This is a genomic window from Bradyrhizobium guangdongense (genome assembly GCF_004114975.1).
Taxonomy (GTDB): Bacteria; Pseudomonadota; Alphaproteobacteria; order Rhizobiales; family Xanthobacteraceae; genus Bradyrhizobium; species Bradyrhizobium guangdongense.
This window is the reverse complement of record NZ_CP030052.1, coordinates 296,242-310,381: the sequence shown is the minus strand read 5'-3', so window position 1 is coordinate 310,381 and position 14,140 is coordinate 296,242. Positions and strand designations below refer to the sequence as shown.

The window sequence follows — 14,140 nt, the reverse complement described above, 5'->3', positions numbered from 1 at the left end:
ATCAATGAATTGATGGTCATCGTCCGTGCAGATGGATTCAATCAGGTTACGATGGCCCACTAAGCAACCGTTCGAGCCATACCCTCTCGGTAGCACTCGAAGTCGTCGACTTGCGACCTACAAACGTTATAGCACACCGTGTCCACCTAAGCCGACCTACCTTGAGAGGATATCATGCGTCGAAGGCAGCTCAACTCATCTTGCTGGAGCGACAGATTCAAGTACTATATGCTAACGGTTAGTATTGTTGCCGCGCTAAACTCGTTGTCATTCATGTACGCCAAAGCCGGCGGGCCTCTACCCACGGAACAGGAAAAGCAGGCGTGTATCGCCGACGTCTTTCGGCTCTGTAGCGCGGCCATACCTGATGCGAACGCAATCACTTCGTGTCTGAAGTCAAACGTGGCCGGTGTGAGTGCGGAATGCCGCTTGGTTCTGTCAACCCGCGAGCGGCCGAGTGGTGTATCAAAGTGAGCCGGCGATCATATAGATTGTCGTACGGTGTTGGCGCTGGCTGACACTAAGTAGCGCGGTCGGTTACGTCCGGCGTTCGACGCACGGTGAGCAGCGTGTCCAGGAGATGTACGTGGCGTCGGATTGCAAGCGAGTATCCAGCCTAAGGGGCCTGATGTATCGTCGAAGTAAAGGCGCCTGGCGGAGCGAATTCATTGAACCAGTGTGGTCGGGTGCTAGATGAGCAGAGTCGCTAAGTGGTTAGTCAAGGTGGGCCGCCACACGAAAGCATCAGATGAGCAACGGTGTGAGCTGTCGCTGGCGCACCGTGGTGTAGATGATCGGTTGAACTGCGCCTCTGCCTTGAAAGCGGTCTATCTTACGAGAAGCATCCGGCGGAGTCTGCGTGTGATTTGCTCGTGCCTTAGTGGCCCGGTAAGCTGAAGCGTGAACCTGTGCTTTCAAACGATCCCCCGGTTGCAGTCAAGGGTGATTATAAGTGCTTTAGCTCGACTCCGTGTTTTTTGAGTGCGTAGCCTATTTGGCGCGACGTCAGTTTGAGTAGCCGTGCTGCTTTCGCCTGTACCCAGCCCGCCCTTTCCATGGCCGCGATAAGGTGCTCGCGATCAATTATTCGCTCACCTCTCGTAACCTGCAGGTGCGAGAGCGTGGTTCCGTGAGCGGGTTCGGATGAAGCATCGCATGGCCCCGTATGCGGCAGCGGTTGTGACGGCATCGATAGCGGCTGCTTACTCTTCCAAAGTCGAGCGGAGAAGCAACCATCGGATTTGCAGGCGAAATCGCGACTGTTAATCGCTGGACCGGCCGCCATGGTGGCAGTCCGCTGAACGCAATTGTGAAGCTCCCTAATATTGCCGGGAAATTCGCAACTTTTCAATACGTCGAACGCGCTTGGTTCGAAAGTCAACGAGCGCTCGTTTTCGGAGTTGAACGTGCGAAGAAATTCAGTAGCGAGCAACGGAATATCGTCGCGGCGCTCACACAATGGTGGGACAAGCAAAGGGATGACGCTCAGACGGTAGTAGAGATCCGCGCGAAATTGTGTCTGCGAAACGGCGACCTCTAGATCCTTGTTAGTCGCTGCTATGAGTCGAACGTCAACTCTTATCGTGTGTGTACCGCCGACTCTCTCAAATTCCTGCTGTTGTAGCACTCGCAGCAGCTTCGCTTGAAAAGAAGGTGAGATTTCACCAATCTCGTCGAGAAACAGCGTGCCTTTGTCAGCCAGCTCGAAGCGCCCTTTGCGCGAATTGATGGCTCCGGTAAAGGCGCCCTTCTCGTGTCCAAACAGCTCAGATTCCAAAATAGTCTCCGATAATGCCGCACAGTTTAGTTTGACGAATGGGCGGTTGGCTCGGGGCGATAGGTCGTGGATCGCTTGTGCAGCAACCTCTTTTCCGCTACCGGACTCGCCTCGCAAGAGTATCGTTGCATTTGATTTAGCGACCACATTGATCTTGCGGAGGAGCTTGCGCAGGGCCGGGCTGCGACCAACTACGCCAGGTAGCGTTAGGTTGCGGTCCGCTTCGGCTTGATCATCCTGCGGCAACGTTGTCTGGTTGCCATCGGTCGCAAGAGGCGGCTCGCTGTCATCGTGGGCCGTGGAGAGGTATGACCTCAGAAAGTGGCCGAGCATGTTCGCGATAGCGAGGAGAAGGGTCACGTGTGAATTGGGATCTAACGATGGGGACCCGTCCCGGAACAGCTCGGCCGAGAGCACCCCGACGGTCGTGCTCTCGACAGCGATTGGAACGGCGATGAACGACAATCGACTATGTGCCGTGGCGTCAGATGAACCTGAATCGCTTGTGGTCTGGGAATTGTTCGGTTGCGTAGGGGTTATTATAAGGGGTGTGGCCGTATTGAGCACGCGCTCGACAGCTCCTTGCGGCAGGCGGAGTCGAAAACGCTGATCGCTCCCTTCAGTCCAGCCCGCGCCCACGGCAATCGCCGGAGCGTTGTGACCGGCATGCAGACAGACCACACAATGTTGCATCTGAAGCTGAGACTGTATTAACGCGACGACGGCCTCCAGCCGAAGCTCGAGCCGAAAGGGCGCGGCGAGTTGTTCCGCTATGCGCAGCAGGATCTCAGGCACTTTCGGGTGTGCCCATTGAGCGTCGCTGCGAGAGGCCTCCGCTCCCGGTGACTTGAACTGTGATGTTGAAGACAAAATGTCGCTAGTCATATTGTCCGGTTTCCGCCGATCGTTGTTACGCCGGCCGTGGCGCCTGCGCTGTCGCGGACCTAACAACGTTTCGTGCAGCGACGACAAGGCCAACCATGATTAAAGAGTCAGCCCTGGACGAGAGATTTGCTCCGGTGCAGCGTCGCCAGTTTGAATATGTGAGGTCCTTTAACGCAAGGAGTGCGCCATATTGGCGCATCTTATGCAAATGATCCTCGAGTGCTTTCAGAGATAGCAGGTCGTCTGTCGTCCATGCCGGTCCCTACTGCGGGCAGCATCTAGGCTCAGGTGAACAGGTTCGGCGAAGCTGCGAGGGCCGCCATTTCCGATTGGTGACAATCGGACTTCTTTCAAAGTCGTGGTCATGCAGCTCGCTCCGCTCGTCCTGGACTGGTGTACCGATGAAGGTGCCACCGCAAATCGCTTTCAGCGCGCTGCTGCCCATTGGGAGGGCTGCGAGAGGCGCGGCATGCGAGCTCAGCCGTAGTCGGGCAAAAGTGCGTTCGGACGAGGTCCGGGTACTGTGATTTACGCGAGAACAATGGCCGTAACAGCTGTAGAGGCAGCTGTAGGAGCCGGGACGTTTCGCTCGAGACACGTAATCAGGCACCAGACTGGTTTGCGAGGTCGTCGTGCTCCTTGACCTCCTTTGGCCGCAGCGCGTCGCTCCGACGCTTAAAGCTGTGCCGGATTCGCAGGACGCTGACGAAGCATTCGCAATGGCCGGCTGACTCGGTCGCCTCGAGCCGTCAACACCGCGCCCGTAAGCGGTGGTTTCACGGTCGGAGGCCTATTGACGAAGCATTGGTGCCGTCGACCTAGAGTGATTTACTGACAGGCTGCATGCAAAATGGCAGAGTGAGGCGGTCGGGCAAAGGCGCTTTGCGCGGCCGGTGACGCGGTCCTCCGCGTGTTCGCTCAACGGCTTGATGCGACTGATCCCGTGTCTCCACTGGAGGGCGCCCGGTATGTCAGCATGGCCGATTACGAAACGTCCGCTGACGAGGGCCGTCAGGGCGGTTGAGTCTGGAACCGGCACGTCGCAATGGCGAGAAGGTCAAACGAGGGAGTGTAAGGCGATGGTGCGCGTTGGTCCGCAACCACGGAGCGCCTCTCATTGCTACTACCGTTGCCAAGAAGCGAATCGCAGAGCGGCGTCTCAGGATAGAGCTCGTCCGCGGTTCCACCCTGAGGGGGTGCGTCATGGGACAGCAGGACGAGTCGAACGACACCGAGACCCAGGCATCACGCGATAGAATGAGCGCCTAGATGATCGTGAGCATCATCGCCACGACCGCGTGGCAGCCTCGTGTGGCATGTCGTTCCTGCTCCCTGCGGCTAACTCCTGCTTGTGGTAATCGTATCTAGGTTTGCGGCGGGAGCCGAGTGAACGCCTGATAGGATTCATAGGCGCGCATCAAGCCGTCGCGAAGCGACGTCGTCGCCCGCTAGCCGAGCTTGTCAAGGCGGCGGAGATCGAGCAGCTTGCGTGGCATGCCGCCGGGACGCGAGGTGTCGAAGCTGATCTCGCCTCGATAACCGATGACCTCGGCGACGAGGCGGGAGAACTCGGCGATGATGATGTCCTCGCCGCTCCCGATATTGACGAGCTCGGACTCAGAATAGCGCTTCATCAAACGGAGGCAGGCATTCGCCATGTCGTCGACATAAAGGAATTTGCGCGTGGCAAGCCGGTGTCCCTGACCACAACGTTTTTCGCGCCGGCAAGCGTCGCTTCGTGAAAGCGCCGGATCAGCGCGGCTACGACGTGGCTGTATTCTGGATGACAATTGTTGCCAAGGCCGTACAGAGTAGTCGGCATTACACTGACGAAGTCGCTGCCATACTGGCTGCGATAGGCCTCGGCCATCTTGATCCCGGCGATCTTTGCATGGCGTAGGGCTCATTGGTCGGCTCCAGCTGGCCTGTGAGTCCTCGCGAAGCGGCTGTGGCGCCAGCTTCGGATAGATGCAGGAGGAGCCAAGAAACATCAGCTTCTCGGCGCTATTCAGATGCGCGCCATGGGTCACGTTCGGCGCGATGGCAATATTATCGTAGATGAACTCAGCGCGCCGCGTATTGTTGGCGAGGATACCGCTGACTTTGGCCGCGGCAAGGAAAAACGACTTGCGGCGTCTTCTTTGCGAACCAGTCGAATACGGCGGCCTGGTTGCAGAGGTCGACCGTGCCGGTCGACAGTCACAAGTTCAACCTCCTCCTGCGCGAGCCGGCGCGCCAGCACGCTGCCGACCATGCCGCGATGACCGGCGACGTAGACGCGTGTGACCTTCAGCTCAAAGGAAGTGGCTGCCATTGTCGGCGTCCCGTTTTGCTTCGGCCAGATCACTCGCCATCATTTCCTGAACCAGTTGGACAAAGCTCCGCTTTGGCTTCCACCCGAGCTTGGTGCGCGCCTTGCTGGCATCGCCGACCAAAAGATCAACCTCGGTGGGGCGAAAATAGGTCGGATCGATGCGGACCACGGTCTTGCCGCTTCTAGCGTCGAGGCCGGTTTCCTCGACGCCCACGCCCCGCCATTCGATGCGGCGGCCGACCTGCGCGAAGGCCAGCTCGACCATCTCCCGCACGGAATGCATCTCTCCGGTGGCAAGCACGAAGTCGTCTGGCTTATCGGCCTGCAGGATCAAATGCATGCCCGCCACATAGTCGCGGGCATGGCCCCAATCCCGCTTGGCTTCGAGATTGCCAAGATAGAGCGCATCTTCCAGGCCGACCTCGATGCGCGCGACGGCACGCGTGATCTTGCGGGTCACGAAGGTCTCGCCACGGATCGGGCTCTCATGGTTGAACAGAATACCGTTGGAGGCGAACATGCCATAGGCTTCGCGGTAGTTTACCGTAATCCAGTAGCCATACAGCTTTGCGACGCCATAAGGCGAGCGTGGATAGAATGCGGTCGTCTCCTTCTGCGGAATCTCCTGCACCAGGCCATAAAGCTCCGAGGTCGAAGCCTGATAGAACCGCGTGTGCCTCTCCATTCCAAGAATGCGGACTGCTTCCAGGAGGCGCAGCACCCCGATTGCGTCCGCATTAGCGGTATATTCCGGGCTCTCGAAGCTGACGGCAACATGGCTTTGGGCGGCGAGATTGTAGATCTCAGTCGGCCGGATTTGCTGTATCAGGCGGATCAGATTGGTCGAATCCGTCATGTCGCCGTAATGCATCAGGAACGGGACCTTGCCGACATGCGGATCCTGGTAAAGGTGATCGACGCGCGCTGTGTTGAACGAGGACGAGCGGCGCTTGATGCCGTGCACAACATAGCCGAGCGACAGTAGATAGTCGGCGAGATAAGCCCCGTCTTGCCCGGTTACGCCGGTGATGAGAGCGACGCGCTCAGCCATATTCACAAATGCTCCCAAATGCCTCAGGGGCCTACCGACTTCCAGCAACGGCCGAAGCCTGTCCCTCTGACATATCGTCCGGCGTGGTCAACCTACTATGGCGCTAGTGCTCATATTCCGGGGAAGTGTGGCGGCGCGCCCTGGCTCCACCATCTCTCAGCCGTGGAGAAGTTGGCAAGGCGCTGTGTGGTGAAAGCAGCAAGGAATACCAAGTACGTTGGGGCCTGAATTAACGATCCTGGGAGGCCTGCATCCGGCATCAACCCGCGCGAGGTGAGCTCGGCGCCCTTCCCTCGTGTGCATAGAGAGGTCCAGCACAATGTGTGACCACCTTATCTCCAGGTATGGGCATCGGTAACTCATTTGAGAAATCTACTCCCGCCGCACCTTCATCCGCAGCACTCGCCTTCACCAAACAAGGTGCTTGGGATACGAACCGAGCCGGCTCCGTCGGAGAACGGCATAGGTCGGTGAGACATTACGACAGCAGTGTCGCACCCTCGCTTCGCGCGGAGTCCATTGGATGGCTTCGAACCGATGTCCAGATATGGCACCGAGGCGTTGTACCTGGTGACTGCTGAAGTAAGTGCTAGGCTCATTTAAGCCTTTCTTGGCGCTGGTGGGGCTTGACGTCCTGTGGCAAGCATCAAAAGGCCGGCTTCGCTGGCCGCCGCTCGTGAGGACCGGCGAGAGAGCGCGCATCTGGCGCGTGCTCGGCGGATGACCTTTCGGCTAAGATCAAGTGGCTTGGATCGTCCAAGCTAAATTCGATTACTTGGGGGACGACTAGGCTTGCGTAGCGCGAGAAAGCACTTGTCGACGGAAATCGGATAACGGTATGGCAGTAGGCCAGGAGGTACATTTCCACGAGAGCAGCGAATCCGCCCTCGACTCCAAGATCTGCAGTGTGCAGCGGGCCAGCATCGTTCGCTCGGAAGCGTTTGGGAATGCTGAAGAGCTCAGAATAGACAGCCGAAAGGTGATCAGCGACGCTGGGACTGTCAGTGCACAAAAAGAGCCTTGTCGGTCGTGTATGATGCAATGCTTTTGCCCGTTCAACTGCAGCGCATACCTGCTCCATAGCGACTCGTGGGTCGGTCCAATAAGGCCTATGACCCATAGTATCTTCACCGTTCCCGTGCCGAACGTGTATCCCGATTACATCGTGCCCCTCAAACGCTCGATGGTAAACATCGTCGATGCGACGCCTGATCTCCTGGCGTGGTGTGATGCTTTGGAATATGTTGCGCTCGGCCTCCTGATCACAGCCCCACATTAAGCAAGCGTCACAAACGATAGTATTCGCCTGGATATCCCTTGACGTTACCAACAACCTGCGCAGCTCATCACGCTCGTGGAAAATTTGGTCATCCGACCGGTAAACGCCGTCAATTGCAGGCCTGTTCCACCAATGTGGAAAAAACGGCCCAGGAAAGCAGAGTTGATTGATCTTATCGTCGCAGATAACGGGTACGCCCGAGATGTTGTCGAGCGGCTCAAAGAACACGCTGAAGGCGTTTGTAAAGGGGTCAGAGAGATAGCAAGATCCGCGCCAGTCAATGACCAAAGTGCGCCCTGTTCGCTTGGAGTATTGCCAGGCTGACGCGAGCGACCATAAGCAATCGCCGAAACCGGTGCGACGCCTGGAAATGACGAAGCGCTGTTGATGAGTCATCTTGAATCCATTGCTCCGGCAGTTGAATAAGTTGCTCACCCTGGACGGCAGGAAAGTACCGGCAGTGTTATCGTCCGCCAGGCCGTCGCGAGCCGTATGTTAGGTTGCGAGAGCTTGTCCGCTTCGCGACCAAGAGGTCGGTTATGGATTGCCGTTCGCTAGCTAGACAAAGAGATACCTATCAAGTCGCATGCGCCTGATCGCGCAGATCTCCCAGATTGTTGGCGGCGGGACGCAAGCAGATGCGGCGCTTTTCCCACAACTGCCGAAGTTCAAGGATGATTGCGTCGCGCCGCTCGCCCTTTACGTGAGCGAGAAGCTCGCCGAGGGCGGCGTCCCCTTTGATTCCATGCAGCAACTCGAATAGATCGGGCGAGATGCGCACAGCGCCGCCATCGGAGAAGGTGGTATAAGTCTCGCAGACGATCTCCCGACACTCTGCGGTGACGTGATCCGGGGTACGGCGAAGTGAAGTGTAGGCCGGTAAGGAAACGCGGAGCGCAGCCCAGTCCTCCGGCGTGGCGACGCGCTTCGTGATGAGAAGCGATCCGATCACGAGGGCGTCAAGATCTGTCGTAAGGAACGTGACCATTGCGTCGGTAACCGACTGCACGATCGGTTCGACATTGTTGTTGAAAGATGTATTGAGGAGGACAGGGACGCCCGTCCGCTTGTGGAATTGATTAATCAGCTCCCAGTACCGCGGGTTCGATCTACGTGACACCGTCTGCAGCCGTGCTGTACCATCGACGTGCGTAACCGCACCAAGCACACTTCGCTTGCAATCACGAACTTGAACGACAAAGTTCATGAACGGAAAAGCTCCCGCGGTCTTAGGAAGATCGAAAAACTCAGCGGCATGTTCCTCCAATACGGAAGGTGCAAACGGCCGGTAGCCCTCGCGTTTTTTAACGATGGCGTTTATGCGGTCCTTATTCTTTGCTGGTCTGGGGTCAGCAACAATGCTGCGGTTACCGAGGGCGCGCGGTCCAAATTCGGAGCGGCCTTGGACCCAGCCAACAACCGAACCGTTGGCTATCCATTCAGCTACCACGCTCGCCACGTTCGCGCTTCTTTGCACGTCGATATGCCCGCGCCATGCAGCAACCTCTCGCTCTACAGCATGGTCATCCCCAAGTGCCGGGCCCCAATAGACATGCTGAAGCCGCTCACGGGGTGCGGGACGTCCTTGTTCTTCGGAAACCATGAGAGCAGCGCCGAGTGCGCATCCAGCATCGTGCGCCGCGGGCTGCACGAAGATATCATCAAATAGTCCTGTATAGAGCAACTTACCGGTCATGGTGCAGTTGTGGGCGACACCACCAGCCAAGCATAGCCGCTTCATGCCGGTCACCTCACGGTAATGCCTGAGAACATGAAAAACAATACGTTCCAAGGCCTCCTGCAAGGCTGCACTAACATCTTTATGCTCTTGGGTGAACGGCATTCCCTTGCCGCGAACGTGTATGTCGTGCTCTAACGCCGGAGCGATGTCGTTCAAATGTATCTTGTAGCCACCGTTCTCCTTTAATTCGTAGAATTGCTGAAATAGTTCTCGGAAACGCGAGGAGTCCCCGTACGGAGCAAGGCCCATAACCTTGTACTCGTCGAACAAGCCATAACCGAGGCACTTGATTGCCTCTAAGTAAAACAATCCGAGGGAACCGTCCTCTGGGAAGGTATGTAGTTGAGTAAGACGACTTCCCGATCCAATGGCCACCATCCCGGAGAGGAAATCACCGCCGCCGTCGATTGCCAAGACTAGACCTTCGTCATAGCCGGACACAGCAAAAGCACTTGTTGCATGCGCATGATGGTGACTGACGAATGACAAGCGCGATGGCTCGATCTCTGTATCAAACTCCTGCGATAGCATAAGCTGTAGAAGGGTTCTGGCGTCGAGAGGGATGCCACTCTGCGTCTCCGAACCAAACAAAAGCCGAAGCATCGCGTTGCAATAGGACTCGGTTGCATAGAATGCGATGCGATCGATGTCCTTTAATTGCGCTCCCGCAGCAGCCAGGCAGTAGCGGATGGCCTGGGCGGGAAATTTGTTGGAATGCTTAATTCGGTTTAGGCGTTCTTCTTCAACCGCGGCTAACACACGCCCGTCACGCACCATGACAGCTGCGCCATCATGCAAGAATGTGTGCGAGAGTGCAGGTCGATATTCATGGACCTTATCCAATCCGCCGCTCAATCCAAGACACAGCATTCTATCCTCCAGCAAGTGTGGTAGTAATCATGATCTTTAGGGCGGCCGGGTAATGAAACGTCCGCGACGTTGAACGCGAATAGGCCGGCAAGCGCAGGCCGAGAAACAGGGTGTGCGTTCATTAAGCGGCTGGGCATCGTCAGTGTGATAAGCGTCGCCGAAATAGCTTTGCCGACAGTAAGAAGAGCAGTACTGCGTAAGCGAAAAGGACACCAACATGCGCGCCGATGCTATCGAGTGGTAGCCCGAGCATTGCAGGCCGTATTAGCGCAATCGAATGTTCCAAAGGTAACGCGGCTGCAGCCAACTGGAGAGCGGGCGGAAGGTGCGCAACGGGAAAGACTGCCCCGGATAGGAACACCATAGGGGTCGAGATGAGAGTCTGGTAGAACACAAAATAGTCGTAGCTTGGGGCAATCGCGACAACGACGAGCGCCGCGCTCGCGAACGCAAGGCCGGTGAGGGCGAGAGCGGGGAAACAATAGAACGTGGATAATAAGGTGCCATAGCCAAGCCCCGTAGCAACAAGCGCGATTCCGGTGCCCGCCAAAGTGGCCTTGCTTGCTGCCCAAACCAATTCACCGAGGAGGATATCACCCAGCGTGAGCGGAGTGCACATCATTGCGTCCCAGGTTCGTTGGCTGCGCATGCGAGCGAACGTTCCGTACAGAGTTTCGAAGCTTGCCGCGGTCATAGCGCTGGTTGCCACCATTCCGCCGACCAAGAAATCGACATATGAGTGACCGTCTACATTGCCGACAATCAGGCCGAGCCCAAAGCCGAGACCCAAGAGGTTGGTCAACGGGTCGGCCAAGTTGCCAAGCAGCGAAGCAGCGGCGGCCTTCCTCCATGCCAGATAGTTGCGGCGCCACACGCTGATCCAACTGAGTGCGTCCGATGGCAAGGCTGCTTTGGATATCGTCTTCATGCGTCTATCCTGTGTCCCGTCAACCGCAGGAAGACGTCTTCCAGGTTAGGCGGCCGCTCCAGAAGGCGCAGACCGGTGCATCCACGAAGCCGAAGCCGCACCGCCGCCTGATCCGGCGCGTAGCAAAACAGCGTCTCTCCCCTCACCTCGATGCGCGAAGCGTGAGGCTCTATTATCGCACGGAGCTCGAGTGGGTTTCCGCCGTAGACCTCGAGGACATCACAGCCAATCTGAGAGTCGATCAGAGCATTGGGCGCACCCTCGGCGATCTTACGTCCATTCTCTAGCACGCAGAGGCGATCGCAAAGTCGTTCAGCCTCTTCCATGAAGTGGGTCGTCAGCAGGATAGTCTTTCCTCGAGCGAGCAGAAGACGCAGGCGTTCCCAAATCAAGTGGCGGGCGTGGGGATCGAGGCTGGTCGTGGGTTCATCCATGATGAGCAGTTGTGGATCGTTGATCAGGGCACGGGCCAGCACGAGACGTCGCTTCATGCCGCCGGACAGATCCGCGACCCGTGACTCTGCTCTACCCTCAAGTCGCGCAAATTCGAGCAGCGAAGGCACAGCCTCCTCACTTTCGCGCGTATTCAGTCCAAAGTACCGTCCAAATATGAGGAGATTTTCGCGCACAGTGAACGCATCCTCGAGATTATCAACTTGTGGGACGACGCCGATGCCCGCGCGCGCCAAACGGGCGCGTGCCGGCACCTGCTCACCCAAAACAGTGATCCGGCCGGCATCGGGCGATATGAGGCCGAGGATCATCCGAACGATCGTGCTTTTACCCGCCCCATTTGGACCGAGTAGCCCGAAACACTCTCCCTTAGCGACGCTAAAGGTCAGACCCCGTACGACGCCTCGATCATGATAAGTCTTTTGGACGTCAGTCAGTTGAATCGCTGGATTGGACATAGGCTGTCTTAGTCAGTGACCAGAGCGGAATTGGATAATGTCAGACCAGCTTCGACGGATCGTTGCCAGAGAAAGCCGTCGCACCAAACATGGTCGACGCGACCCCAGTCACAAGCGCTAGCAACATCAGGAAAAAACCCCCGGCCAGGATGGTTGGCGCTCGTGTTGCAGAGCAGCGGAATTCCTGTAAGTTTCTCATACTCGACCAGAAGAGCAGCGATCTTTTGCGGAGACGTTCGGGAGATTGTTTGCAATCGGGCAGAACCATCCAGGTGCACGATAGCGGGAACTTTTGTCCGCCATTCGCGACGGGTTTGATGGTCGAAGAGCATGTAAGGATCTGGGCTGCCGGGATCGAAAATTTCAGCAGCCCGGTCCTCGAGGCAAATAGGAGCGACGGGACGAAATCGTTCCCGTAGCTTGATATCGTTCAGAAGGTCTTTCATCTCCTTGGAGGTTGCAGCCGCAATAATACTGCGGCCGCCGAGTGCTCTGGGTCCGAGCTCCGCGAGGCCGGTGAGGAACACTACGGGCTTGCCTGTAGCGATGAGAGCCGCAAGCTCTACGATGGTACAGGGCAAAGCCTCCCATTGGCCTGATGGGTTGCTTCCGGTCAAGGCCGGTCCGCTGTGAACTGACCACTCCAAAGGAGTCAAAGCGTTTGGCTCGGCCATGGCGGCGCAAGCCGCGCCAATTGCTGAGCCGCTATCATTTGGAAACGGGGGTACCCAAACTGAATCAAACAATCCCGTCGCGCGCAGAGCACTATTCCACTTTATATTAAGTCCACACCCTCCAGCGATGCACAGGTGCCGTAAGCCCGGAAGACCTGAGTGCCGTAGCAGAGCAAGTCCTATTTCTTGCTCCAGCAGCCGCTCCAGAAAAACGTGAAAAGATGCGAGTACATCTTCGGAAGGCGTACCGGTGAGCCGACGACCGCATGCCTCGAAAAACCAGTCAGTGGCGGCAAGTAAGGCTTCAGGATCGTTTATGCTGGCACGGTAAGCGCGAGCACGCTCGGAAGGACCGGCTAGACACGCTTCATACATCTCTTGAAAGACTGCCAGAATGCCCTCATCGAGAGCGCCTAGCCCGATATACGCCATAAGCTTACCTGCGACACCAAGATCCCAGCCTGCCCTGCTGGCTTGACGATAGGGCCCGAAGTGCTGCCCAGCGATAGCATAGGCATGGCCGATGAAAGGGAAAAGAGTGTCGAGGAAGCGGGCTCCGGTCGGATCTACATGATACAGGCGCGGAAAGATGCAGCCGTCCCACACTAAGCACAATGCAGGGGCTCGGGCTTTGGCGAAAGCACTGGTACAGTAAGCGCCGGCCACGTGGCCGGCTACGTGAGCATAGCTATGATAACGTAAAGGCACCCGATCGAGGACGAGGCCCGACCCGGCATAGGGCGTGAGGAGCGTGTTTTCGTGGGACTCGATATATGGCGCTCCCTTAATGGTGAGCGGCACCCCTTCACTTAGGACATCAAATTGCGAGTGCGTCAGCCCGTCCCAGCCGTCGATGACAAATCGGTCAACATCCGTGGGCCTTAAGCCGTGTTCGGCCAGCGCGAGAGTGACTGCGCAGAGGTCGGTGATGGCTTGATAGCGTGGATTATTGGCTCTCTTTTCTTGCTCTATGCAGAAGAGCAAGCGCCCATCTTCCACAACGGCAACCGCTCCGTCATGTGTCAGCTTGATTCCACAGATTCGCATAGTCACTCCGTGTTCGCCGCAGCGAATGCACTAGTCTGGCAAGTTCGACTTAGTGCGAAAAGACGCAATCAAACAATCTTCGTCGATGCTCGCGCCACGGCATTGTACGCGCTCAGTCTCGACCAGATGTTCATTCAAAACATCAAGCATTGTTTCGGCACCCGCAGGATGCCCCCAACGCTGACAAGAGGCGTCACGCGCTGATCCGAAAACGAGCCGTCCGCTGGGCGCCAGCATTCGCGTGAGCTTCTCGATGGCGTCACCCATCTGGCCGGTATCTTCAAGATAATAAAGCACTTCCGCCACCACGATCAGGTCGAATGGATTAGTTGCGTTGAGGTCCCGCACGTCAGAGATGTGCCAGGCGATATGAGGCCATTGAGCTTGCTCCCTTGCTCGAGTGATCGCACGCGGCAGAACGTCGATTGCTACGAGTTGCTGGCAGTGGGGCGCCAGCTTTGCCGTGAAGACGCCCGCTGCGCAACCCACCTCAAGCGCGTTACCGACCGCGCCTTCCGCGAGGCACAGACGGAGCAAGTGCGCGTGGCGCTCTTGCTCGAATGGGTTCGCGTTGAGCCGCCACGGGTCGTCCGCCTCCATCTCCCGCTCGAGCAAGCGCAGTACCTTATCGAATGTCATTCACCCTTCCTTACTTTAGTGCGC

8 protein-coding genes and 1 pseudogene are annotated in these 14,140 nt (G+C 57.3%); all 9 read right to left on the bottom strand.

The features are described 5' to 3' along the window. Positions 1-946: 946 nt before the first annotated feature. Positions 947-2,662, bottom strand: coding sequence for a nif-specific transcriptional activator NifA (gene nifA / locus X265_RS37085; protein WP_128929911.1), 1,716 nt, complete (start codon positions 2,660-2,662; stop codon positions 947-949). A 1,364-nt stretch (positions 2,663-4,026) separates the two neighbouring features. Then, positions 4,027-4,976 (bottom strand): annotated as a pseudogene (locus X265_RS37080) (GDP-L-fucose synthase family protein). Next, complete coding sequence (gene gmd / locus X265_RS37075; protein ID WP_128929910.1) at positions 4,957-6,027, bottom strand: GDP-mannose 4,6-dehydratase; 1,071 nt, start codon at positions 6,025-6,027, stop codon at positions 4,957-4,959. The pseudogene X265_RS37080 and the gene gmd overlap by 20 nt, the downstream one beginning before the upstream one ends. A 646-nt stretch (positions 6,028-6,673) precedes the next feature. Continuing rightward, positions 6,674-7,702: a nodulation protein NodZ gene (locus X265_RS37070; RefSeq protein ID WP_128929909.1), complete on the bottom strand. Its 1,029-nt coding sequence runs from the start codon at positions 7,700-7,702 to the stop codon at positions 6,674-6,676. Between the two features lie 181 nt (positions 7,703-7,883). Further along, a complete protein-coding gene (locus X265_RS37065) occupies positions 7,884-9,917 on the bottom strand; it encodes a carbamoyltransferase family protein (RefSeq protein ID WP_128929908.1) in 2,034 nt (677 codons plus the stop codon). Between the two features lie 139 nt (positions 9,918-10,056). After that, positions 10,057-10,845, bottom strand: a complete 789-nt coding sequence (locus X265_RS37060) for an ABC transporter permease (RefSeq protein WP_128929907.1) — start codon at positions 10,843-10,845, stop codon at positions 10,057-10,059. Continuing rightward, positions 10,842-11,756 carry a nodulation factor ABC transporter ATP-binding protein NodI gene (gene nodI / locus X265_RS37055; RefSeq protein ID WP_128929906.1) on the bottom strand — a complete coding sequence of 305 codons (915 nt, stop codon included), beginning with the start codon at positions 11,754-11,756 and terminating at the stop codon, positions 10,842-10,844. The genes X265_RS37060 and nodI overlap by 4 nt, the downstream gene beginning before the upstream one ends. An 8-nt stretch (positions 11,757-11,764) precedes the next feature. Continuing rightward, entirely contained in the window at positions 11,765-13,477 is a 1,713-nt protein-coding gene (gene nodU, locus X265_RS37050) for a nodulation protein NodU (protein ID WP_128930192.1), read from the bottom strand. 30 nt (positions 13,478-13,507) lie between these two features. Then, positions 13,508-14,116, bottom strand: coding sequence for an SAM-dependent methyltransferase (locus X265_RS37045; RefSeq protein WP_128929905.1), 609 nt, complete (start codon positions 14,114-14,116; stop codon positions 13,508-13,510). Positions 14,117-14,140: the final 24 nt, after the last annotated feature.